19 protein-coding genes and 3 pseudogenes are annotated in these 25,487 nt (G+C 39.5%); 9 read left to right on the forward strand and 13 right to left on the reverse strand.

Translation table 11 applies throughout. From position 1 onward, the window contains the following. The first annotated feature begins 89 nt into the window (after nt 1-89). The 4 genes from tssM to MF4640_RS08615 all read left to right on the forward strand — a co-directional run bounded on the left by tssM (nt 90) and on the right by MF4640_RS08615 (nt 6,551). On the forward strand, nt 90-3,848 hold the full coding sequence (gene tssM / locus MF4640_RS08595) for a type VI secretion system membrane subunit TssM (protein WP_171263872.1): 3,759 nt from the start codon (nt 90-92) through the stop codon (nt 3,846-3,848). A gap of 36 nt (nt 3,849-3,884) precedes the next feature. After that, complete coding sequence (tagF, locus tag MF4640_RS08600; protein WP_078389300.1) at nt 3,885-4,841, forward strand: type VI secretion system-associated protein TagF; 957 nt, start codon at nt 3,885-3,887, stop codon at nt 4,839-4,841. A gap of 6 nt (nt 4,842-4,847) precedes the next feature. Next, nucleotides 4,848-5,612, forward strand: a complete 765-nt coding sequence (locus tag MF4640_RS08605) for an OmpA family protein (RefSeq protein ID WP_078389301.1) — start codon at nt 4,848-4,850, stop codon at nt 5,610-5,612. A 702-nt stretch (nt 5,613-6,314) separates the two neighbouring features. Then, on the forward strand, nt 6,315-6,551 hold the full coding sequence (locus MF4640_RS08615; protein WP_078389303.1) for a VF530 family DNA-binding protein: 237 nt from the start codon (nt 6,315-6,317) through the stop codon (nt 6,549-6,551). A 329-nt stretch (nt 6,552-6,880) separates the two neighbouring features. Here MF4640_RS08615 and MF4640_RS08620 read toward each other — a convergent pair whose 3' ends face one another. The 6 genes from MF4640_RS08620 to MF4640_RS08645 are packed head-to-tail and all read right to left on the reverse strand — an operon-like array spanning nt 6,881 to nt 13,704. Further along, nucleotides 6,881-7,939, reverse strand: a complete 1,059-nt coding sequence (locus tag MF4640_RS08620; RefSeq protein ID WP_078389304.1) for a 2,3-butanediol dehydrogenase — start codon at nt 7,937-7,939, stop codon at nt 6,881-6,883. A 21-nt stretch (nt 7,940-7,960) separates the two neighbouring features. Beyond that, entirely contained in the window at nt 7,961-8,746 is a 786-nt protein-coding gene (locus MF4640_RS08625; RefSeq protein ID WP_075166716.1) for an acetoin reductase, read from the reverse strand. 11 nt (nt 8,747-8,757) lie between these two features. Further along, on the reverse strand, nt 8,758-10,158 hold the full coding sequence (gene lpdA / locus MF4640_RS08630; protein ID WP_078389305.1) for a dihydrolipoyl dehydrogenase: 1,401 nt from the start codon (nt 10,156-10,158) through the stop codon (nt 8,758-8,760). Between the two features lie 11 nt (nt 10,159-10,169). After that, on the reverse strand, nt 10,170-11,705 hold the full coding sequence (locus MF4640_RS08635; protein WP_078389306.1) for a 2-oxo acid dehydrogenase subunit E2: 1,536 nt from the start codon (nt 11,703-11,705) through the stop codon (nt 10,170-10,172). Between the two features lies 1 nt (nt 11,706). After that, nucleotides 11,707-12,726 carry an alpha-ketoacid dehydrogenase subunit beta gene (locus MF4640_RS08640; protein WP_004979604.1) on the reverse strand — a complete coding sequence of 340 codons (1,020 nt, stop codon included), beginning with the start codon at nt 12,724-12,726 and terminating at the stop codon, nt 11,707-11,709. A gap of 15 nt (nt 12,727-12,741) precedes the next feature. Then, nucleotides 12,742-13,704 carry a thiamine pyrophosphate-dependent dehydrogenase E1 component subunit alpha gene (locus MF4640_RS08645; protein WP_078389307.1) on the reverse strand — a complete coding sequence of 321 codons (963 nt, stop codon included), beginning with the start codon at nt 13,702-13,704 and terminating at the stop codon, nt 12,742-12,744. A 342-nt stretch (nt 13,705-14,046) separates the two neighbouring features. Between MF4640_RS08645 and lipA the strand changes: the two genes are divergently transcribed. After that, on the forward strand, nt 14,047-15,021 hold the full coding sequence (gene lipA, locus MF4640_RS08650) for a lipoyl synthase (RefSeq protein WP_004979608.1): 975 nt from the start codon (nt 14,047-14,049) through the stop codon (nt 15,019-15,021). A 233-nt stretch (nt 15,022-15,254) separates the two neighbouring features. After that, on the forward strand, nt 15,255-16,346 hold the full coding sequence (locus MF4640_RS08655; protein ID WP_004979611.1) for a transcriptional regulator: 1,092 nt from the start codon (nt 15,255-15,257) through the stop codon (nt 16,344-16,346). A 275-nt stretch (nt 16,347-16,621) separates the two neighbouring features. Here the strand turns inward: MF4640_RS08655 and istB are convergent, their stop codons facing one another. Further along, the gene (gene istB, locus MF4640_RS08660; RefSeq protein ID WP_101495480.1) at nt 16,622-17,386 is read right to left on the reverse strand and encodes an IS21-like element helper ATPase IstB; all 765 of its coding nucleotides are present in this window, start codon (nt 17,384-17,386) and stop codon (nt 16,622-16,624) included. After that, nucleotides 17,386-17,874: pseudogene (locus MF4640_RS08665) on the reverse strand (IS21 family transposase); the annotation flags it as partial. The pseudogene MF4640_RS08665 and the gene istB, both read right to left, overlap by 1 nt. A 110-nt stretch (nt 17,875-17,984) precedes the next feature. Between MF4640_RS08665 and MF4640_RS08670 the strand changes: the two are divergent. Then, nucleotides 17,985-18,933, forward strand: a pseudogene (locus tag MF4640_RS08670) (IS30 family transposase). Between the two features lie 18 nt (nt 18,934-18,951). Here the strand turns inward: MF4640_RS08670 and MF4640_RS08675 are convergent. From MF4640_RS08675 to MF4640_RS08690, 5 genes and pseudogenes are all read right to left on the reverse strand, one after another. After that, nucleotides 18,952-19,416 (reverse strand): annotated as a pseudogene (locus tag MF4640_RS08675) (IS5 family transposase); the annotation flags it as partial. A gap of 168 nt (nt 19,417-19,584) precedes the next feature. Then, complete coding sequence (locus MF4640_RS08680; RefSeq protein ID WP_078389308.1) at nt 19,585-22,251, reverse strand: excinuclease ABC subunit UvrA; 2,667 nt, start codon at nt 22,249-22,251, stop codon at nt 19,585-19,587. 42 nt (nt 22,252-22,293) lie between these two features. Continuing rightward, nucleotides 22,294-22,452: a hypothetical protein gene (locus MF4640_RS19430; protein ID WP_004979619.1), complete on the reverse strand. Its 159-nt coding sequence runs from the start codon at nt 22,450-22,452 to the stop codon at nt 22,294-22,296. Between the two features lie 94 nt (nt 22,453-22,546). Next, nucleotides 22,547-23,524 carry an MDR family oxidoreductase gene (locus MF4640_RS08685; protein ID WP_078389309.1) on the reverse strand — a complete coding sequence of 326 codons (978 nt, stop codon included), beginning with the start codon at nt 23,522-23,524 and terminating at the stop codon, nt 22,547-22,549. A gap of 83 nt (nt 23,525-23,607) precedes the next feature. Continuing rightward, the gene (locus MF4640_RS08690; protein ID WP_078389310.1) at nt 23,608-24,252 is read right to left on the reverse strand and encodes a TetR/AcrR family transcriptional regulator; all 645 of its coding nucleotides are present in this window, start codon (nt 24,250-24,252) and stop codon (nt 23,608-23,610) included. A gap of 287 nt (nt 24,253-24,539) precedes the next feature. On the opposite strand from MF4640_RS08690, the gene MF4640_RS19600 reads away from it, so the two are divergent. Together MF4640_RS19600 and MF4640_RS19605 are read left to right on the forward strand one after the other, a co-directional pair. Beyond that, nucleotides 24,540-24,935, forward strand: coding sequence for a transposase family protein (locus MF4640_RS19600; protein ID WP_039889777.1), 396 nt, complete (start codon nt 24,540-24,542; stop codon nt 24,933-24,935). After that, on the forward strand, nt 24,883-25,353 hold the full coding sequence (locus MF4640_RS19605; protein WP_078389311.1) for a transposase family protein: 471 nt from the start codon (nt 24,883-24,885) through the stop codon (nt 25,351-25,353). Before MF4640_RS19600 ends, MF4640_RS19605 begins: the two co-directional genes overlap by 53 nt. The last annotated feature ends 134 nt before the right edge of the window (nt 25,354-25,487 follow it).

The raw sequence follows: 25,487 nt of genomic DNA on the forward strand, positions 1-25,487 counted from the left end.
TTAAAAAAGAATAAGAGAGTATTGTGAATTCTTTATTTTATAACGTCTTAGGTTATGTTTGGCAGTATGTGAGCAACCCGAAAGCTATTATGGCTATATCGGGTTTTGTGGCACTAATGGCCATGTATAACGTCATTCCAGCCAAAATCTTTTGGCCTTTAATGATTTGTTATGTATTCGGGTTGATGCTGTGGGGGATTTATTTACTCATTGTACGTCGTCGACATGCAGCACAAGGTGAAGCACTTGCCGATGCCATTGCACATGACACCAATGCAGAATATGGCAAACAAAAAAACAAAGATGAACTTCATTTGATTCAGCAACAAATGAAAGAGTCTATTCAGTTGATTCGAAAATCAAAACTGGGGGATAAAAAGGGCAATGCTGCACTCTACGAGTTGCCATGGTATATGGTAATTGGTAATCCTGCTGCAGGTAAAAGTTCGGCCATTTATAATTCGGGTTTAAAGTTTCCTTTTGAAGAAACTCATCAAAAATCAGTTTCTGCTGGATTAAGTGGAACGCGTCATTGCGACTGGTTTTTTTCAACAGAAGGCGTGTTATTAGATACTGCGGGTCGTTATTCCGTTTATGCGGAAGATCATTTTGAATGGTTAGGTTTTTTAAATATCTTGAAAAAAAACCGCTCAAAAGCACCAATCAATGGCTTGATCGTGATTGTCAGTATTGCTGAGTTAGTGAGTAACAGTCCAGAAAAGTCGATCAAACTGGCAAAGAATTTACGTGCACGAATTCAAGATCTTACTGAGCGCTTAGAGGTTTTTTCACCTGTTTATTTGGTCTTCTCTAAAATGGATCTGATAGCAGGCTTTACTGAGTTTTTTGAATGCTATGAAGTCGGTGAGTTTGATCAGGTTTGGGGGGCGACACTGCCTTATACAACCGATGGGGCTAATAATGCTGTTGAATTGTTTGAAAAACATTATTCCATTTTATATGACGGTTTAAAAGGCGTCAGTACGACACATCTCAGCCGTCGACACTCGCAGAATATTTCTCCAAGTGTCATGACATTTCCTTTAGAGTTTAAGAGCTTAAAGCCTGCGTTAAAGACATTTATCGGCACGCTGTTTGAAGATAACCCTTATCAATTTAAACCTGTTTTCCGTGGCTTTTATTTCACCAGTGCACTGCAAGAAGGCATTATTGAAAGTCCAATGACCGAGCAAATTGCTCAAGACTTTTTATTGCAAAAAGGTTTAGACAATGAAAATGGCATTCCAACGCGCTCAGTTTCGCAAAACCATGGCTATTTTTTAAAAGGTTTATTTTCAGACATTATTCTGAAAGACAAGAACCTCGTTAAACAACATATTAACCCTAGCCGAAAGCGTCAGCGTTATATTGCCTTTGTTGCCGCTTTATTTGGTGTAGCTATTATTCTAAGTCTATGGGTGTGGTCTTATCGGAATAATCAACAATTGATTGCAGACGTACAAGCCGATTTAGACAAAGTCGTTTTACTTGAAAAGCAATCGGGTCAAGAGTTGTCTACACAACTGAGTGCACTCTTGATTTTACAGGAACGCATGCAGCAGTTGGACCAATTTGAAGAAGATCGTCCTTTAAAGCTGGGTTTTGGTTTATATCAGGGAGATGAGCTGCGGGAGAAGCTAAAAACAGAATATTTAAAAGGTGTTGAGCAAATCGTCTTGATTCCAACACAACAAAATATTGCCCAATATCTACAGCGGGTGAAAAGCAATGAAGAAAAATTGCGTACAAACCACGCAAATGTAGAGCTGACACCTGTTGCAAAAACACAGCAATATTTAGAGCCTAATGATGCAAACCCACAAGATGCATACAATGCTTTAAAAGCCTATTTAATGATGGGCAATACTCAATATATGGATGCAAGTCATTTAAGTGATCAAGTCACACGTTTCTGGCGTTCATGGTTGGATAATAATCGTGGTCAAATGCCTCGCGGAGAAATGATCCAGAAGGCAGAGCAAATTTTGTCGTATAGCATGACTTTAGCTAGCGATCCTAAATTTCCTGTACTCAGCTCAGACAGCTTAGTGGTGGATCAAACGCGTCAAGTTCTCTTGTCTGTTGTTCGTGGAATGCCTGCACGAGACCGTGTTTATAATGAATTAAAAATGCGTGCGGCTGTCCGTTATCCAGCATTAACCATAAAACAAATGCTTGGTGATGCTAATCAAAATGCAATCTTAGGCAGTTATGCATTACCGGGTATGTTTACACATGCTGCATGGTCAGAATATGTTGAACAGGCCATCGATGAAGTTGCAAAACGTCCTACGGATACCAAAGACTGGGTACTTAACAGTACACAATCAGATGACTTGTCATTTAGTGGTAGTCCAGATCAAATTCGTAAACAACTCACAGAACTCTATAAAAAAGAATATATTGCGGAGTGGCGGAAATTTTTAGGTGCGATACATTATGCAAAAGCTAAGGATTATGGACAACAGGCGAGTTTCGTTCAAGTTTTAGGCGAGCCTGAAAACTCACCCATTCGAAGTGTTTTTGATCGTGTTGCGAAAGAAACCAGTTGGGACAATCCAGTCGTAATGGCGGAGCTGGCAGCGCCGCAAACAGGTTTTGTGGCTTGGTTTAAACGTAAAGTATTAAGACGAGATGAAACTCAGCTTGATGCCAAAGTCATGAATCAAGCGCAAGGCCCGATTTCTAAAGAATTCCAGATGTTTTATCAGTTGGTGCGTAAGCGTGACGACCAACAAAATAAGTCTTTGCTTGATGAATACATGCAATCTTTAGCTCAAGTCCGAAGTAAATTCAATGACTTGAAAAGCTCAGGGGATATTGGACCATCTGCGATGAATTTGGTTAAGTCGACCATTAATGAGCAAAATTCTGTCTTTAATACAACACAGAAGCTGGTCGATGAAAAAATGTCTGTGGGCCTGTCTGAGGTTGATCAGAAACTGCTCCAAAAACTGTTGATATCGCCACTGACACAATCATTTGAAAGTTTAATTCTTCCAGCACAAGATGAGATGAATAAGCTATGGGTTATGCAAGTCTACCAACCTTTCAATACGAACCTGAGTAAAAAATATCCTTTTAACTCTTCAGCGACACTGCAAGCAACCAGCAATGAAATTAGCCAGATTCTTGGCGAAAATGGCAGTATTGCGCGTTATGTCAAAGAGTATCTTGATCCACTGGTTATTCGTCGTGGTTATACCTTGACTTCTAAGACATGGAAAGATTTAGGGATTAGTTTAAATCCACAATTTGTAATGAATTTTCAAAGCTATGTTGCGCCAAGTAATGGCATGGCAACAGGAGCGTTAAATCAAGCTTCGTCTGCACCTACTGGTACAGCGCAATCGAATTTTCAATTTTACCCAATTGAAAATCCTAAGTTTTTATCCTATACCATTGATATTGATGGACAAAGAATGCTTTATGAAAACGGCATTCAACAATGGGTGAATTTTGTATGGCCAAATGCCGGAGCAATTCCAGGTGCACGTATTACAGCCATTGATTTAGATGGGAAAACGCATACGATTTTTGAGGCGCCTGGTGAATATGGCATTAATCGTTTAATTGACGGTGCTGAGCGAACGCAACGTGGCGGAAGCTATGAAATGATTTGGAGAAATCAGCAAAATCCAGAGCTTGCAGTAAAAGTCAATTTCCGTTTAATCAGCGGGGACGCCAATGGTGGAGTAGGCGGGCAGCGCAGTTACAATGGCATGCAACTGGTTGATCAAATTGTCACCAATAAATCCGTACGTGTGGTGGCAGCGCAAACCACACCTTCAGCAACAGCTGCAAGTCCTAAAGCTCCAACACCAGGTATACAGGAGCCTCGTTTATGATTTCTCGAAAGTGGCTAGGTTGTAAGGAGTATTGCGATGGATGAACTGCGGACCTTAGCTTTATATTATGGAAAATGTCCTGCACGTGGTGATTTCTTAAAAACACGCGGCCAGTATGCCTTAATTCAACTGATTGATCAGTGGATTACTGAAGCATTAGAACATGCCATGCAATCAGAGGGATTTAGTCAAGCGTATGAAAATCTACCTTCATTAGACTTTTTTATTGCCAATCCACAAGAAAATAATTTTCTTGTGGCAAATTTGATAGCCAGTCACGATAGTTCTGGTCGTCAATTTCCAATGGTATTGAGTCATTTATTAGAAGTTGAAAATAGTTTTGATAATCTTATTTATGCGCCATATCGCTATAAGCAAACTTTAATAGATTTATTTCAAAAGAATCGTGTGGTACGTTCAATACGTGACCCCAATATCGTGCTCGATAAATTATCTAAATTAAATAATGAGATACAGGTTTTTAATCACAGCGAAGTTTCGGCATTTTATGAACACCATACGATACATTCATTTGCTCAATTACTAAGAATGACCAGTTACGAGCTTGCACAAAGCATGATTGGACTCGGATTATTGTTACAGCCCGTCATTCAACATGGTACTAGTCGCTTAACTAAAGTGTTGATTTTACCTATTAATAACTCTAGCTACTGCTATGAAATTGCAGCTTTTTGGGTAAATCTAATCAGTTTTTTTATTCAAAATCAAAATGCTGAGCTTCTGATAGGGATTTTACATAGCGAAAAACCAGTACTTCTTTTTGGCTTTCAAGGGGCAGATATTATGACCTTAAGTGAAATTTTCACGCAAAAGTTAGATTCAGATCACTGGGTTTCATTGGTTCAAGCCAATTGGATTGATGCATATTTAGAGCAAAATGCCGGTTTGGCAACGCTGGAGCAAGCTTTGTGTGAGCGGCAATTGAGCTTAATACAAGCTGTGAAACTTTTTAAAAAAACTTTTATAGATTAGTAAAATATGAAAATAAATCATAGATTTAAGTCGAATAAATGGCTGCTGACTTTAACGTTGGTTTTGAGCGTGAATGTCTGGGCTGAACCGATTATTGTTGAAGGTGTTGTTCCAAATGATGCCAGTAAGCAAATCATTTTAAACAAGATGTATAGTGTTTATGGCACTGACCAAGTGATTGATAAAATAAAGGTTAAAGCGGTTAATGCTCCAAATGGTTGGAGTGAATCTGTTGCGAATATGGTGGTTCCAGAGTTAAAAAAAGTTCACCAAGGTAAACTTTCTGTACGTGGTACGCAAATGGAACTTAATGGAAAAATATCGAGTTCAAATGAAGTTCAGCCAACAACAAGTTTATTCCAAAGTTTAGTAACGCCACCATATCGCTTGAATGCGCAGCTTTCTGTCAATCAGGCTGAACAGCAAATCATAGATGAAGCGCTTAAAAACAGAATTATAGAATTTGAATCTGGCAGTGCAGTTTTGGCTGTGAGTGGGACTCAGATCTTAGATGAAATGGCGGTGGCTCTAAATAAGGTTGGTGGGAAAAAGGTTAAAATTATTGGACACACAGACAGCTCAGGTGATGCTGTAAAGAATCTGGCTTTAAGTAAAGAGCGTGCTGTAGCTGTTAAAAACTACTTGATCAATAAAAGTATTTCTGCAGAACGTTTAAGTGTTGAAGGATTGGGCTCGAACAAACCTGTTGCTGATAATGCAACTACAGATGGCCGTAAGAAAAACCGTCGAATTGAATTTGATGTGATCTAAGTTATTCATAAAAAGCCACATAATCAAGTGTGGCTTTTTATGAATAACTTAGATTGCGTATAATGTATATTATGTTAAATAGCATATCCAAGACTGTAGCCTACACAACCTCAGTTGGTGCTACAGCTCGACATTGTGAATCTCAGTAAAATTATATTCACGATGCCGAGTACGCTAATGAACATAATATACGTTATGCCGAAATCTACGCGCGCAGCCTATGGATGTGATGATCTAACTTTATAAAAAACTGTTTGAGCTGATCTATTTCTCTATCGTTGTCTAATTCTGAATTTTGCAGTTGTTCAAGCACGTTCTCCAGTAGATCGCGCATGTACACATAGTCCGCCTTGGTTAAAACACCCTTTGATCTGTCATAGCTTCCAGTTTTGTGCAAATGTGGGTTTACACGCATAAATCTTTACTAGCATCTTATTTATGCCTGATCTTTAGAATACCAACTTCGGTACTTATCTAAGAAGAAATAAGTTGTTCAGGTGATTTAAAACTAAAATAAACCTTTGGATTTTCAATAGCTAATGTTTCTAAAGTCTCAGCAAACGAAGCGTAGAAATGCACTTTTATGAATGTCTCCTGCTATTTCAGCACACATCAATATTAATTACGCTTAAATTCCAACCCTCTCATTTTTCAACCAACTCAGGTTATAATGATAGCCTCCCAAAATATGGTTAATCTATTATGAACGCCTCCAATGACCCTCTACACGGCAAAAAACTTATTGACATTTTAGATGAATTATTAGATTACTACGGTGGCTTTGAAGGCTTAAGTCGTAAAATTGAAATTAGATGTTTTTGCATAGATCCAAGTGTTAAGTCATCATTACGATTTTTACGTTCAACACCATGGGCACGTGAAAAAGTAGAAAGCTTATATTTGTATGTCTTACGCCAAAAAGCCAAACAGAAATCGTAACTTTCAAAACCCCAACCTCAGCCTATATTTTATACCAAACAGTAAACTAAAATTATTGAATAGACACTGATTTTGTAGACATTTTTTAATTAGTGGTGGACTACCAAGACTCTCCTAGAAAAATCTAGTCTATACCGCTATGGTTTATTTAAAAACTTATTTTCTATCTTTACTAGGCTGTATGATCAAAATCATACTGGCACTCAACACTGTAAATTTAAGAATGAATCTGTACGTACAGACTCACTCCCTATCGCTAAAGATATTAGAAATAGCTACATAGAATTTATTTCTAGCTTATTCAAATTTGTCGTTCAAATTAGACTTTACTACGGATGAACAATAATTTTTACTGCAGACTCATTATTATGAATCAGCGTTTCAAAGCCTTTAGAAACCAGATCATCTAATGCAATACGTTGGGTAATAAAAGGTTCTAGATTAATCTTACCTTGCTCTACTAAACGGATAGTTTCCTGATGATCATTTACATAAGCAATCGTGCCACGAATATCTAGCTCTTTCATCACCACACTATGTACATTAATTGTGGCAGGATGGCTCCAAATAGAAACGATAACGACTACACCAGTTGGTTTCATTGCTGCAACGAGTGTATCCATGACTTTATTGACACTACTACATTCAAAAGCGACATCTACACCGCGGTCTTCTGTAATTTTCATTACCTCAGCAACTACATCAACCTGAGATGGGTCTAGTACATAATCGGCAACACCCGCTTCTATCGCTTTTTCTTTACGTTTTGCACTCAGTTCAGTAATGATGACCGTGAGACCTTTAGCCTTTAAAATAGCAGATAAAAGTAAGCCTATTGGGCCTGCTCCACCAACCAGTGCGATATCGCCAGCTTTTGCGCCACTTCTGACATAGGCATGATGACCGACAGATAAAGGTTCTATCAATGCTGCTTGGTCTAAAGGAATATCATTTGAAATAGGATGTACCCAACGCCGCTGAACTGCAATTTTTTCAGAAAGACCACCACCGCGTCCGCCTAAACCAATAAAGTTCATATTTTTTGATAAATGATACTTATCATTCGGGCCAGTCGGTACATCATCTGCAATAATGTAGGGTTCAACGACGACATGTTGTCCAATTTGGATATCGTCTACCCCCTCACCAACTGCATAAACTACGCCTGAAAATTCATGTCCCATTGTTACAGGTGCAGATTCTCCCGAAATTGGATGTGGATGACCACAAGGTGGAATAAAAATAGGGCCTTCCATGAATTCATGTAAATCTGTACCGCAAATACCGCACCATGCAACTTGAATTCCAACTGTGCCTGGAAGTACTTTCGGTTCAGGGATATCTTCAATTCGAATATCCCCTCGATCATAAAAACGAGCTGCTTTCATTGTGTATTCCTTATGTTGATATTAACGGTAAACCATTCCACCATCTGTCAAAATAGACTGACCTGTAATATAGTTTGCATCCTCGCTGGCTAAAAATGCAACTAATGCAGCCACGTCATCTGGTGTTTCAGCACGTCCTAAAGCAATACCATCTACATATTTTTTATACGTTTGACCAATTGGTGCACCTGTAATTTCAGAGAACCGCTGATCTATTTCGACCCACATGTCTGTCCCAACAACACCCGGACAATAGCTATTTACAGTAATTTTAGCACTGGCATATTCTTTAGCCGCAGCTTGCGTCAATGCACGAACTGCAAATTTAGTTGCCGAATAAACACCGAGTAAAGCAAAACCTTCATGACCTGCGATTGAGCATGCATTAATAATTTTTCCAGCCTGTTGGCGTTGTTTAAATTTATTTGCTGCGGCTTGAATCCCCCAAAGTACACCACCGACATTGATGTTCATAATTTGGTTAAATTCACTCGGCGTTACTTCTGCCAAAGCTTTGACTTGTGCAATACCTGCATTATTAATCATGATATCAAAACCATTAAGTGTCGATTCTGCATGATTAATAGCGTCACTGATTTGTATTGGATCTGAAATATCCGCAATAAATGTGGTGGCTTTTACGCCAAAGGCTTCAACCTCTTGTTGAACAGTATTTAACTTTTCTTGGTGAAGATCGACCAATCCAATATGAACACCTTCTTGTGCTAAACGTAAGGCAATACCGCGTCCAATACCTTGTGCCGCACCCGTAATTAATGCAACTTTATTGTTTAAACCTCTAGGCATGTTGCGACTCCTTAAATATGGATTGCACGTTGCATCGCCGACAAGACCGACTCATGCATCGCCTCAGATAAAGTAGGATGAGGGAAAATGACCTGTGCTAAGCTTTCATCGGTTGCTTCTAGATATTTTGCGATCGCAAAACCTTGGATGTGTTCGGTGACTTCATGCCCAACCATGTGAGCACCCAACAATTCACCTGTTTCCTGACTAAAAATGGTTTTAACAAATCCTGCGCTATCGCCCAAAGCCAATGCCTTACCATTGGCTTGCAAAGGAAACTTACCCACATTGATATTCAAGCCCGCAGCTTTCGCTTTCTGTTCTGTCAAACCAATACTGGCTACTTGCGGATGGGTAAAGATACAGCCCGGAATTTGTGTACGATCTAAAGCATGTACATGACTTAGGCCTGCAATTTTCTCCACACAAAGAATGGCTTCATGACTGGCTTTGTGTGCCAAACACGGTGCGCCTGCGACATCACCAATTGCATAAATGCCCACTACATTGGTTTTACACCATGAGTCGACTTTAATAAAACCATCCTCAAATTCAATTCCCAAAGCTTCTAGGCCAAGATTTTCAGCATTCGGTTTCACGCCAATAGCTGAAAGCACCTTTTCAACAGTAATGATTTGTACACCTGTGGCAGTTTCAATATGACAATGTACTTGAGCCTGATCAGTTTCTATTTTTTTTACAGTCGCTTCAGTTAAAACCTGCATACCCTGCTGTTCAAATTGCTTTTGTACATACTTCGCAACTTCAATGTCTTCGCTAGGAAGAATCTGCTTTGCAATATCAACCAAGGTGACTTGGCAGCCTAAGTCTTGGTATAGGCTTGCAAACTCACTGCCTATAGCACCCGAACCAATGACCAGTAAAGATTTTGGTAATTGTTCTGGAACTAAAGCCTCTTTATAACTCCAGACCTGATGGCCATCTACAGGAATATGAGGCAAATTGGCCGCACGTGCACCTGTTGCGACAATAATATGCGGTGCAGAAATCTGCTGTTTTTGACCATTCGCATCTGTAAGCTCTAATTGCTCTTTGGCAATAAACTGGGCTGTTGCGTTAAAAACAGTGATTTGATTTTTTTTCAATAATTGACCGATACCTTGCACCAGTTGCTCAGAAACCTGTCTGCTATGATGGACCAGTTTTTGAATGTCAAAATCAATCGCGTTAAGCGTAAAGCCAAACTGCCCTGCATGTTTGAACTGCTGCGCAAGCGCAGCCCCGCTCAATAATGCCTTGGTTGGAATGCATCCCCAATTAAGACATACTCCGCCTAAGTGTTGTTTCTCAACGATTGCAGTTTTTAATCCCAGTTGCGCTGCGCGAATCGCAGCGACATATCCTCCAGGACCAGCACCAATAACCACAAGATCAAATTGTGTATCTGACATGACTATTCCTCCTACACCAAAATTAATGCAGGATTTTCGACAAACTGCTTAAATGCCGATAAGAATTGAGCACCCAACGCACCATCAATGACACGATGATCACAAGACAATGTTGCGGTCACCATTTCACGAACAACAATCTCATCATTTTCAACGACAGCACGTTTCTCTGCTGCACCTAAGGCTAGAATTGCACCTTGAGGCGGGTTAATAATGGCATCAAACTGTTGAATACCAAGCATGCCCAAATTGGAAATACTGAAACTGCCCCCTTGAAACTCATCAGGTGCCAATTTTCCAGTTTTGGCACGTGTTGCCAGATCACGCATATCATTGGAAATTTGCGCCAAAGATTTACGGTTCGCTGCTTTAATAATTGGCGTGATCAGTCCATTTTCGATGGCTACAGCAACCGAAATATCAGCCTGTTCAAACTGTAAAATCTGCTGATTCTCTTCATCAAACTGAACATTAACTTGTGGAACTTTAATCAGTGCAGCAGCAGCAGCTTTAATCAGCATATCGTTAATGGACAGTTTGACTTGCGGTACAGTACTGTTAATATGCTGACGCAAAGCCTGAACCGACTCAACATTTAAGTCTATCGTTAAGCGAAAATGTGGTGCATTGCGTTTTGCCGCTTGTAGCCGTGCAGCGATTGCTTTACGCATACCATTCATAGCTACGGTGGTGAATTTTGCTGACTCTGTTGGATGCGCATACTCAGTATGTTGAGCTTGTACAGGATTTTCCCGTTGATATACAGCTTCAACATCTTCCTTACAGACTCGTCCACGTGAACCTGATGCACGACAATCATGCAAATTAATGCCCCATTGTTTTGCCAAACGGCGGGCAACAGGTGTCGCTAGAACATCACTGTCATCTGCTTTAGATTTCGCGGCTTTCGTGCTGGCTTGATGGCGTACATCTGGCCAAGAACCACCAGCAGCTTGAACTGCGGCCTGAATATCTTGAACACTGATACGGCCTTCACGTCCAGAACCCGTAATCTGAGCCAAGTTTACATTATGCTTTTCAGCCAATTTCAAGGCATGTGGCGTTGCAAAAATATCATCGCTTTGTTGGTAGCCTTGTAATTCATCAGGAATAGAATATCCGCCTTGAGTCACCGCTTTTGATCCATTACCAACACTATTCTGTTTAGGAGCAGCTTGTACTTTGGTTTCAACTTGAGCCACATCGACTTTTTCAGGAACCGCTGCTACCGCTTTATTTTCAGTTACAGCAGGTGTTCCACCTAAAGACTGTGCAAATGCTTCAACTTCTGCATCGGAAACTTGAGCGTCTGCACAAATTGCAATGATTCCACCTACGACCAGTGTGTCACCATCGTTAGCAATAATTTTTCGTAGCAGGCCATCAAAAGGTGCCTCCAATACATTGACGATTTTTGTGGTTTCAATTTCACAAATTTCCTGTCCTTTACTAAATTGGGTACCTTCCTGAATCAGCCATTGGGCAATCGTACCCTCTTCCATGGACAAACCCCATTTTGGGATTTCTAAAGTTTTAATTTCGCTCATCCTAAGCCTCCAACGTCTTGCGTACAGCCTGTTCGATGCGTTCTACACTAGGTAGCCATTCTTTTTCTAGTACTGGTGAAAATGGTACGGGTGAGTGTGGTGGAGTGACTAATTCGATTGGTGCTTTAAGATAATGAAAGCCTTTCTGGGCGATAAGCGCAGCCACATCATGTCCGAAACCGCAACGCGCCGCAGATTCATCTACAATCACTACGCGACCTGTTGACGCCACTGATTCTAAAATGCCATCTTCGTCTAATGGAGAAATGGTTCGAGGGTCAACCACTTCAACCGAAATGCCTTCTTTTGCGAGCTTATCCGCAACTTCATTGGCACGATGCACCATCAAGCTTAAGGCAATAATGGTAATATCAGTGCCTTCACGGGTGTAATTTGCGACACCAAAAGGAATAGTGTAGGCTTCATCTGGCACTTCGCCCTTAATGTCATACAACAATTTGTGTTCACAAAATACTACTGGGTCATCATCTCGAATGGCTTGAATCAACAACCCTTTCACATCATAGGCACTTGAAGGCACCACCACTTTTAAACCAGGCACTGAGGCAAACACGTTATATGGCGACTGAGAATGCTGCGCTGCTGCGGAAAAACCTGCACCGATCATGCCTCGTACAACGAGTGGCGCTTTGGCTTTGCCACCAAACATATAGCGGAATTTAGCCGCTTGGTTATACAGCATGTCATAACACACGCCGTAAAAATCCATGAACATTAAATCTGCCACAGGTCTTAAACCCGTTGCAGCAGCACCTGCCGCCATACCAATAATCGCCGATTCTGTAATCGGGGTGTCAATGACTCGCTCAGAACCAAATTCAGTCCATAAGCCTTTGGTTACACCAAGTACACCGCCAAAACCTTCCAGTTTATTGTCATCGGTATTTTTGCCACCATGCCCACCACGAACATCTTCACCGACCACAATGACACTCGGATCTCGGCGCATTTCTAATTCAATTGCTTCTTTAATCGCGTTTCGATAACTTTTATTTGGCATTTTTCTACTATTCCTTTAGTAAGAGACGTAAACATCAGTAAGTAACTGAGAGACTTCTGGGTACTTAGCTGCGCGTGCTTTTGCAACGGCATCGTCTACATTGGCTTTAGACTGGGCATCAATCGCATCCAGTTTGGCTTCGTCAATTTTATCCTTGACTTTTTCACGGAATATTTTCAATGGGTCTTTATGTTCTTTGACATAATCCAGTTCTTCTTTGGAACGAATAAGCCCCGGATCACCTTCAAAATGTCCATAAAAACGGTTGGTTACCGTTTCAATCACACTCGGACCTTCACCACAGCGGGCACGTTCAATGGCTTTTTGTGCAACTTCATACACAGCAAAAAAGTCTGTTCCATCTACTTTTTCAGCAGGTAAGCCAAAACCTGCCGCTCGACCTGCAATGTCTTTACTGCCTACGGCATAGTCATGTGCAGTACCTTCACCAAAACCGTTATTTTCAAAAACAAAAATGACAGGGAGCTTTAACACGACAGCCATATTAATGGCTTCAAAAGTTAAGCCCTGATTTGACCCGCCATCACCGGTAAAAGATAGACCAATCCCACCATTTTTCAGTGTTTTAGCACTTAAAGCTGCCCCAATAGCCAAAGGTGGACCACCACCCACAATACCGTTTGCACCGAGCATGCCTTTATCTAAGTCCGCAATGTGCATTGAGCCGCCTTTACCACGACACAAACCATCATCTTTGCCAAAAATTTCTAACATCATGGCATGAATGTCACAGCCCTTAGCAATACAATGTCCATGACCACGATGCGTTGATGTAATGAAGTCCTTGTCTGTTAAATTTTCACAGATCCCTACGGCAACAGCTTCCTCGCCGCTATATAAATGGATGAAACCGGGAATATCACCTGTATTATTTTCATCGTGAAGTCGATCCTCAAATTCACGAATGTCGCGCATTCTTTTGTATGCTGCTAGCAATTGCTCTTCCGTTAATTGCATATCTTTGTTCCTTATTAATTACGCTTAAAAGAAAATCCAAAAATTAATGGTTGAATTTTTAAACCGTATATTTATATAAATATATTTTTATTTAATTTCATATTAGACTAAAAAAATATAATGCATAAAAAGATGAGAAAAATATTAAAAACAGAAGGTTAAGAACTTAAAAAATTTTTTAAAATTTTACAGTAGTTCAATCACATATGAAAACAAACCTTTAACCAACCTTTATTTTATATGATAAGTTTTTTGCACTGTTTTAATATTATTAAAGCACCTAAAAGAGCTTATTTAATATCGGGATCTATATTAATTATTTTAAACGATGGAGTGTTTGTAATGGATTTAAATAACACAGTATTAACTGGAAAGAAGCTACGTGGCGCTGAAAAAATGGCGCGTATTCCAATTAAAGTTGTTCCAACGGAAACGACACCGAAAAAGCCAGAATGGATTCGGACTAAAATTAGTCAACCTGAGGAAGTTCAAATCATTAAGGATTTATTACGACAACAGAAACTACATACGGTTTGTGAAGAAGCGGCCTGCCCCAATTTGCCACAATGCTTTAGCGGAGGGACTGCAACGTTTATGATCATGGGAGATATTTGTACTCGACGCTGCCCATTCTGTGATGTCGCACATGGTCGTCCTAATATCCTAGATCCTAATGAGCCAAAGCATCTGGCTGAAACAGTCAAGAATCTAAACTTAAAGTATGTCGTGATTACTTCTGTTGATCGAGACGACTTAAAAGATGGTGGTGCACAGCATTTTGCAGATTGCATTCGAGAAATTCGTCAAACCAGTCCAGAGACTCTGATAGAAATTTTGGTTCCTGATTTTCGTGGTCGTGCAGATATTGCCCTGAAGATTCTGAGCCAAAACCCACCCGATGTTTTTAATCATAATATTGAAACCGTTCCACGTCTGTATAAAGCCATGCGACCAGGCGCTGACTATAAGCACTCATTGGATTTACTCAAAAAATTTAAACACTACTGTTCTGAAATTCCAACGAAATGTGGTTTGATGGTCGGTTTAGGAGAAGTCGAGGCTGAGGTTATTGTGTTATTAAATGATTTGAAAGATTATCAAGTGGACTATGTCACAATCGGTCAATACTTACAGCCATCTAAATCTCATGCGCCAATTCATCGTTTTGTTACGTTGCAAGAGTTTAAGCATTATCAAACACATGGAGAGCGCTTAGCGTTTAAAAATATTTGGAGTGCGCCATTAGTACGATCAAGTTATTTTGCAGACCGTCAGTATCATGGTGAAGCTGTGCCTAGCCCTTACATGAGCGAATGAATTTTCATCCTATTTACGTTTATTAACATTTCAGATGGAAATAGCCATTTTCAGCTCATAAGAACACTTTTAAAGTAACTCAAGGACTGGTAAAGCCAAAAGATATGATTTAACCAAGCAAAGATAAAAGCATTTAAAATTGAAGCAAGAAGAAATGACGTAAATGACTATAAATTTGGAAACTCATTTCTAAAATTTAAAAATATTACAGTCTGATCATAAAGGAATATGATATGAACCTGTTCAATACCGCATCTGCAAAAAATCTGCAAACAACCCATTTAATTAATCAACATACTGTTCATGCCGCTCCTGTTTTAGCCTTACCTCCAGAAGATAAAACTTCTTTATTTCGCCGCTCTATCCAACATAATTATGCCGACTTACTCAAAATAGCTGATGATTCAGATATGGCGATTGGTCTCACAGATCATCAAGGTACTCTCTTATGGACATGGAGTAGTTCTGTAATGCTTTCTTCTGCCGAACAGGTTCATTTTATTGAGGGTGGGCATTGGTCTACACAGGCTGTTGGGACCAATGCGATAGGTATGACTTTAAACAGCCAAATATCAAGTTGTGTCTATTCTCATGAAAACCAAATGGACAGTGTTCGAGATTGGGTTTGTTATGCCGCGCCGATCTGGGATCCGACATCAGGGCAATTTCATGGCATTATTAACCTTTCCACAAAATATAAAAAACATACTCCTTTGGGGCTGCTTGCAGTTGAACGCTGTGCGGATTTAATACAACGAGCCATAAAGTTTGAACAGCAGAATTTTTTATACATTAAGGCGCTAGGCTCGCCTTGGGTTCAATTTAATGGGCATACCTTGAACTTGAGTCACCGTCAAATTGAAATACTTTGCATTTTAGCTTTGCACCCCCATGGCATTGGTTTAGAAGAGTTACACTATGCCCTTTATGGTGAGCGTAGTGTCAGCTTAAAAACCCTAAAGGCTGAGCTTTCACAACTTCGTAGCCTATTACCTCATTCAATTGAGCCTCGGATTTATAGGCTTAGCTGTGAAGTCCAATGTGATTTTTTAAGTGCTGAACAATCATTAAATGCAAATCTTATTTCCAGTACATTCTCGCTATATAAAGGTAGCTTTCTCTCTAAATCAGAAAGCCCTTTACTCAGCACTTGGAGACATTGTTTTGATGCCCGTTTAAGCCAGTTGATCTATCAAATAAAGGATATCGATCAATTATTAAGAATTATTGGGCAAACACATGACCGAATTGATGCGGTACAGCGTTTATTAGAGTTATTACCACAGGACAGTATCCACCGTAATTATTTTTCAAATCTGATTTAGATTTGATCTGTTGCTTCAACTCTAAAGTTTTATTGTGAAGCAGATTGAAAAGGAAGTATGATTTTCATACTTCCTTTAATAAAATTTAAAATTGAGAACTAAATACAGTGAAGTCTAGTAATTCACTTACCCAGCTTTGACACCTAGTTTGTCGCTGCAAGGTGTATCTATGCCATTACTACAGCTTTGCCGTTGTCAACGGCATTCTAAAATTGCCCCCCTTTTACCTTACAAATGGCAAAGTAAAATAGACCCCCTTGATTTCGTATTAAGTTTCAACCTGAGGTTGAATCCCTATTCTTTTTTATCTTCAAACGATAACTCTCACCCGATATTTGTACCACATGACAGTGATGCAATAACCGATCTAACATCGCAGCGGTCAACGTGACATCATCTGCAAAGGATTTGGACCATTGGCTAAAGGGTAAGTTACTCGTCAATATCGTACTGGCTTTTTCATAACCCTTGGCAATCACGTTAAAGAATAGATTCGCTTCTTCACGTCCAAAGGGTAAATAACCAATTTCATCGATAATCAGTAATTTCGGGGCGAGTATCACGCGTTGCATATAAGTTTTCAATTTACCTTGCTGATAGGCTGTACTGAGTTGCAGCATGAGATCGGCGGCGGTAATAAACTTGGTTTTGACATTGTTCATGATGGCCTTATAGCCTAATGCCATGGATAAATGCGTTTTCCCTACACCACTAGCACCAAGAAACACCACATTTTCTGCTCTCGAGATAAAGCTCAGGTTGAACAACTCGACCATCTGGGATTTCGGAGCACCCAGTCCATAATTAAAATCGTAACCTTCCAGCGTTTTCACTTGAGGCAGGCCTGAGAGTTTCATCAGGACCTGCTGGCTGCGCTGTTGCCTAGCAGCATATTCATGCATCAGCATGGCTTCAACAAAGTCGGCATAACTTCTATCCTGACCTAATGTTTGTTGCGCATGATGAGACCATTGTGACGCAATTGTATGCAGACTGAGCTTTTGGCAAAGCTGCTCTATACGTTCGTATTGCAGATTCATCAGGAAACTCCTAGCAACTGCTCATATACCGATAACGGATGCGGCAAACTCTCGTAGGGCATTACATGCTGTGCCGCTGCAACAGGTACAGTGCCAGAACCTGTATCTGATTGCGGTAATGGCGTAAATTTTTGCTGCTCCTGTTGTAGTCGAACAGCCGGTTTTTCTTGCGTGGTGGCATGAATCCGCTGATTGGCGGTTTCATGCAGCCACCAGCCAATGTGGGCATTGGCAACATCAACATCTAACAGTAAACCCGAAGTCTTCAGGCTTGCTTTCAATGGCACAATAAAGCTTGATTTGAGGTATCCATTAAAGCGTTCAACTTTGCCTTTGGTCTGTGCACGATAGGACTTACATACGCGAGGACGAAAGCTGTACTTCTTGGCGCAGTCGAGCAGTTTGGGATTCCATTTATGCTGCCCCTCCTGATAGTCATCCCGTTCAATCATGATCGTTTTAGCGTTATCAAACAGGATTTCCTGAGGGCAGAGTAAAACTTGAAGTGCGACATAAACCACCTAATTAATTTAAAAGGTTTATGGAGTATATAAAATTGTCATACCATCATCTTAACTTTGAAGATCGTACTGCATTAATGCTTGAGTCAAGAAAAGAAGGCTTTTCAGCCAGAAAATTTGCTGAACTCATTAAAAGACATCCTAGTACGATCTATCGTGAGCTTAAAAGAAATAGCATCAATGACGTTTATCAAACTCGATATGCTTCTGATAACACCTTTGCTAGACGTAGACGTGGTCACAGAAAACTCAAAATCGATTCAATCCTCTGGAAATTTATTGTTAAAGCGATCCGTTGTTTATGGTTCTCCTCAGCAAATAGCAAAGCGTTTAAAGACATTTCCTGATTTGGATCAAACAATGAATGTAAGCCATACAACGATTTATTCAACGATACGAGCATTACCAAAGGGTGAGTTGAAAAAAGACTTATTATCCTGTCTGCGTCATGAAAATAAAAAGCGAAAAGCTAACGGTCAATCTAAAAAAGATTCTATATTACAGGATATTAAAACTATTCATGAGCGCCCAGCCGAAGTTCAAGAAAGAAAAATACCGGGTCATTGGGAAGCTGATTTAATTAAAGGTAAAGACAATAAAAGTTCGATAGCAACACTTATTGAACGAAATACACGGCTCTGTATCTTGGCAACATTACCTGATGCAAAGGCAGAATCAGTGCGCAAGGCTTTAACTGAAGCTCTGAAATATTTACCTGCAGAACTGCGTAAAACGTTGACCTATGACCGTGGACGTGAGATGTCAGAACATAAAATACTCGAAGAAGATTTAGGCATAGATGTATATTTCTGTGACCCACATTCCCCCTGGCAAAAAGGCACATGCGAAAATATGAATGGTTTAATTAGGCAATATTTACCTAAAGGGATTGATTTAAACCAGGCAGATCAGCATTATTTAAATCAAGTTGCCATGTCACTGAATATTCGTCCTAGAAAAGCGTTAGATTGGCTTACACCATTAGAGAAATTTGCTCAGCTTATTGATTATCATAAGACTTTTTAAACTGTCGCACCTCATGTTTGAATTCGCCCCAATATGTAGTTTACGCCATTGGCGACGATATTCAGGTCCATGTTTCTTGCGTTTCCATTCGCCCTCACCTAGAAACTTCATCCCTGTAGAGTCCATGAGTAGATGCAGCCCATCGCTACTTTTTTGGTAACTGATTGCAATATCAATATGCTTTTGTCTTCTACAAAGCGTGGTGTAATCTGGTGGTGTCCAATTTAATCCGCAAAGTTTAATCAGACTTTGCACAAAGCCAGTGACAATACGTAAAGACAGACGAAATAAAGATTTAATCATTAAGCAGCATTGGATGGCTGCGTCGGAGTAGATTTGATTTCGCCCTTGTTTGCCTTTTGATGGCGTATATCATTGCGTAGCAGGATCAAACCAAATGGCAATATTTCCTCGACTCATGAGTGCTCGGTTATATGCGGGCCAATTGGTTGTGCGGTAGATTTTGTGTGTAGGCTTCTTCATTTGAAAATTATATCGCTGAAAAAAACGTTACAGATAGGGTTGTGCAACAAAGCCCTTAGTTGAAAAAAAACTTTTAGATTTCATGCTCACACACCACCTAAAACAAAAAAATATCTGATTGATTTTACAGGATTTTAATTTAAGTCTTTATTCTACTCACTCGCAATATCAACGTTTAGTATCACGACTCACTAACTCATTAACTAAATATGGAGCAGTACGGCTATCTTGATTTTCTGTTATTTGTTTTGGTGTTCCTGCCACAACAATATTCCCACCAGCATTTCCAGCACCTGGTCCCACATCAATCACCCAATCTGCTTGTGCAACGGCACGCATATCATGCTCAATCATAACCACGGTATTACCCGCATCGACTAATCGCTGCAATTGAACTAACAATCGATCTACATCTGATGGATGCAAACCTGTAGTTGGCTCATCAAGTATATACAGTGTATTTCCACGCTGATTGCGTTGTAGCTCGGTCGCCAATTTAATACGTTGCGCTTCTCCACCAGATAGTTCAGTCGCTGGTTGCCCTAAACGTAAATAACCAAGGCCAATTTCCTTTAATAATTGTAGTGAACGAGCAATCGAGACCTCTCCATCAAAAAAATCACGTGCTTCATTGACGGTCATTCCTAATACTTCAGCAATATTACGTCCATTCCAGCGAATTTTCAGAGTGTCATCATTATATCGAGCACCATGACATGTCGGACAAGGGGCATATACACTTGGCATAAACAATAATTCTACACTGACAAAGCCTTCACCTTCACAAGTTTCACATCGCCCTTTAGCCACATTAAACGAAAAACGTCCAGCATCATAATGAGCTTGGCGAGCTTCAGGAGTCCCAGCAAATAACTTTCTAACATGATCAAATAAACCCGTATAAGTTGCCAGATTAGAACGTGGAGTACGGCCAATTGGTTTTTGATCAACCTGTACCAGACGCTGTATAGCCTCCACATCACCAGCCAGAGAACCCTGTGTAACCTCGGTAACCAACATTCCTTCATTTAAAGGATTATTTTCATTATTGTTTTCAGTTTCAGATTCATTGCCTAAATATGAAAGTACTAACTCGGGTAAAGCTTGAGAAACGAGACTAGATTTACCTGAACCTGAAATACCTGTAACTGCTGTAAGTACACCAAGAGGTATACGAGCATCAATATTATGCAGGTTATGTCGGTAAATATTGTTAAGTTCAAGCCAACCAGAGGGTGTACGTCCATAACTTTGAGTAACTGGGATTTTATTAAATAAATAACTTGCAGTACGTGAAGCTGAAATCTCACTTAAACCCTGAGGTACTCCACTATATAAAATATTACCACCTTGCTCTCCTGCATCTGGTCCAACATCCACTAACCATTGAGCACGACGCATGAGCTCTAAATCATGCTCTACAACAAATACGGAGTTTCCAGCGTCTCTTAATTTATCGAGAGAATCATATAATGACTGACTATCTGAAGGGTGTAATCCAGCAGACGGTTCATCCAGTACATAAACTACACCAAATAGCATAGAACTTAATTGTGTTGCTAAACGCAAACGTTGTAACTCTCCCGCTGAAAGAGTCGGTGTGGCTCTATCTAATGTTAGATAACCAAGACCTAACTGGCGTAATTGATTTAAACGCCCCACCACACCATTTGCTAAACGCTGGGCAGCAATTTTCTTTTCATCTGAAAGTGCTGACGTACGTCTTACATCTGGAGATACAGAATGCACAGCTCTACCTGTTGTTGCTCGTTCAGATCTATCAAGTTGGGTTACTTTATTATTAGTCTTTTCTCCAGCATCATGAGCGTCGAAATTGCCAAGAACAATGGGCTCAAGCAGGCAAGTTAACTTATCCAAAGAAAGTTGCATAAACTCACCAATATCTACTCCAGCAAAGGTAATAGATAAGGCTTCTGGTTTAAGGCGTTTACCATGACAGGAAGGGCATATTTTTCCTTCCATAAAACGTGAAACACGTTTTTTCATCAACGTACTTTGGGTATTAGCAAAAGTATGAAGGACATAGCGACGAGCACCAGTGAAAGTGCCCATATAGCTGGGTTCTAGTTTACGTTTAAGTGCAGATTGAGTCTCAGCGGGGCTTAAACCAGCATAGACAGGAACTGTTGGGGTTTCTTCAGTAAATAAAATCCAGTCTCTATCCGATTGCGGTAAATCTTTCCATGGTCGATCAACATCATACCCTAGGGTTACTAGGATATCGCGTAAGTTTTGCCCGTGCCAAGCAGGTGGCCATGATGCGATAGCTCTCTCACGAATACTGAGTGTTGGGTCAGGAACCATTGTCGATTCTGTAACTTCATAAATGTGACCTAAACCATGACAGGTAGGACAAGCACCTTGAGGAGTGTTCGGTGAAAAGTCCTCGGCATATAACATTGGCTGATCGGCAGGATATGCACCAGCACGCGAATAAATCATTCGCACGAGACTTGATAAAGTTGTTACACTTCCAACAGAAGAACGGGTATTACTTGCACCACGTTGTTGTTGCAATGCTACTGCTGGTGGTAGACCATCAATAGCATCAACATCTGGTACTCCTGCCTGATCAATTAAGCGTCTTGCATAAGGTGCAACAGATTCGAAATATCTTCTTTGTGCTTCAGCAAAAATAGTCCCAAAAGCAAGTGATGATTTTCCCGAACCCGATACACCTGAGAAAACAACAAGTGCATTTCTTGGGATAGAAACATCTACATCCTTAAGGTTATGTTCACGCGCACCTCGAACTTCAATACAATTATTAGATAAAGTAATGTTATTGGGTTCACCAAAAGAATGTATTTTCATGTTTCTACGAGCCTGTAAATTATTTTGTGTAAGTCCCATTTTTTATAAATGATCTTTTAATCGATCATCGAACTGAATCGTAAAACAATTCATTGCTAAACTAATACATTTAAATATGGCTGTCATTTGGTTTAAATCTTCAGGAGTTTTTAAACCTTTAGCTAATTCAGCTGTCATACTTTTGATTGTAGCTTCATCCATGTGAAGTACCTCTTTTTATTATCCTCAGTAGGATAAATGAAAATTAAGTACTTACACAAAATTTAGAACAGTCCCACAACTTCATTTTGTTGAACTATATCTGTACAACAACTCTACCTCGAATTTTTCCATCTAAAATTTCATTTGAAATATTTAAAGCATCTGTTAACTGAATTTCAGTCGTTACTGTTTCTAATTTTGTTTGATCTAATTCTGTAGCCAAACGTTCCCATGCTTCTTTTCTTAATTCGATTGGTGCCATCACGCTATCAATTCCATATAAGGTAATCCCTCTTAGAATAAATGGAGCAACTGTTGCTGGAAAATCCATTCCGCCTGCCAAACCACACGCAGCAACTGCACCACGATATTTTGTACTAGCACATGCATTGGCTAAAGTATGGCTTCCAACAGTATCAATCACGCCAGCCCAAACTTCTTTGTTTAATGGCTTTCCTGGGGAAGATAATTCAATACGATCAATAATTTCACTCGCACCTAGATAGGTTAAATATTCTGACTCTTGAGGTCGACCAGTTGAAGCTGTAATCTCATAACCAAGATAATTCAAAATAATAATGGCAATACTACCTACTCCACCATTTGCACCTGTCACTAAAATTTTTCCATCACTTGGTTTAATACCATGCTTTTGTAAAGCCATGACACACAACATTGCGGTATAACCTGCTGTACCAATAACCATCGTATCTTTAAAAGAAAAAGCAGAAGGTTTTTGTATGAGCCAATCACCAGAAACAGTGACTTGCTCGGCTAGCCCTCCAAAATACTTTTCACCCACTCCCCAACCATTCAGTAGAACTTCATCTCTTTCTTTCCATGCTGGATGTTTTGATTCAATCACAACACCCGAAAAATCGATGCCTGGGGTCAAAGGAAAACTACGCACCACTGGTGAACGCCCAGTAATGGCTAAAGCATCTTTATAATTGAGTGTTGAATATTTGACTTCGACTCTAACCTCTCCTTCTTGTAAAGGCTTTGATGCAATCTCAGTAATTTGTGATGTGTAACCTGCTTCATCTTTAGTAATTACAATACCTTTGTACATAGAACTTCCTCTCTATTTAATTAGACTACTTATCTAGAATTAATTAAAAAAATAAATACAGACGTCTGCATTTATTTTTTTAATTAACTTTTTACGTGATTTTGTTGTTTTACAGCTAAAGTAAACAAGCGATAAAATGCATCTAAGGGACTTGTTGATTTGACCAAACGTGCTCTTAGAACTGCACCTTCCCACCCAATCCAAAACTGATAAGCAGCTTCATCGCAATCAGCTAGGCTATATTGTGAATTTGACTGATGTAGGCAATCAGAAACTAATTTCTCCCATACCTTAAAGATACTTTCGATTCGGGCAATGATTTCTTGTGGCAAATACGACACTTCTTGTCCTAAGTTACCTAAAATACAACCTCGTTTAAAATCATATTTTTGCATTTTTTCACCCGCATCTTTTACAAAATTTTGCAGCTTTTCTAGTGGGGAAAGATCAGTTTGACTTAAAAACTTATTCAATCGCTTCACAAAATAAAGCTCATAAGCATCTAAGACTTCTAAAATAAAAGCCTCTTTATTTACAAAATAATGGTAGAAAGACCCTTTAGGAACTTGGACTGATTTCATGAGATCGTCCAAGCTCATAGCATTCATTCCACGTTCGGTCAGTAACTCGATACCTCGGCGGATTAAAACTTCTTTAGTGTCTGCATAGTTACAACCGTGTTTGGTTGGTCGACCACGTGGTCTTTTGGGTAAAGAAGAATAATTCATATAATGAAAATAGACTATGTGACTAGAAATATCAACAATAAGATTATTTGATTGAAAATTTTATCTAAACGGCATCTATTTCTTTGCTGGGAGAACTTAGCCTTTTATATAAATGTACTTAAAAATTCTACGAGTTCATGAACTCATTTTTAATAAATTCCTATTACTTTTATTCAAAATATTGAAATTAATAAATATATTAGATCTCTTTCATAAATCAAAAAACGACCTATCTATTGCTGATTATTTGTACCGAAGAATCTTAAACATTCAGGCATAATCTTTGAATGAAATACATCTATTCAAAGAAGCTTTCTGAAACACAGTTTAAGCGATATACCGGCATCTCATGGTCAACCTTTAATTTAATGGTTGAGCAATTGAAAATGCATGTTCCTGCCAAAGGTAGACCATCTAAATTAAGCCTAGAAGATCAGATTCTCTTATGCTTAAGCTATTGGCGTGAATACCGAACATTATTCCATGTCGCAACAAGTTATGGCGTGTCAGAGCCCACTGCTTCAAGAATCGTACACCATGTAGAGGACTGCCTCATCAAGTCCAATTTATTTAATTTACCAAAGCATTTGCCTGAAGGCGAAGGTATTGACTGGAATGTGGTGATCGTAGATGCCACAGAAATTCCAATACAAAGGCCTAAAAAAACAGAAGAAAAGCTATAGTGGTAAGAAGAAGGCACATACTTTCAAAGTTCAAGCCATTGTTCATTATAAAACTCAGCAAATTCTGAGTTTATGCACAAGTCGTGGTGCTGTACATGATTTCGAACTTTTCAAACGCAATTTGAATCAGATTCCTGCAAGTGCCTTTATACTTGCAGATAAGCGTTATCAAGGGATTTACACAGTGTATCGAAATAGCCTATTGCCATTAAAAGCAAAAAAACGCTGCAAACTAGATCCTGAGCTAAAGCTTTACAATCGAGAAATTAACAAAAGAAGAATTGGCATTGAGCATGTATTTGGCAGTTTGAAAACCTTCAAAATCCTTGCTGAGCGATATCGCAATCGAGGAAAAAGATTGGGATTGAGGTTCAATCTAATTGCTGGGATCTATAATTTGGAACTGAGTAAAAAATGATTTATGAAAGAGATACCGTCTGAAACGTCAAGCAAATTATCGAAAATTCATGCTCAATAATCTGCTTGATAAGGCTGTTGGTGTTTGAGTACACCATAACAAAGATGAACCAACTTTCTCATTGCAGCTCCAAT

This window comes from Acinetobacter sp. MF4640 (genome assembly GCF_002018895.1).
Lineage (GTDB): Bacteria > Pseudomonadota > Gammaproteobacteria > Pseudomonadales > Moraxellaceae > Acinetobacter > Acinetobacter johnsonii.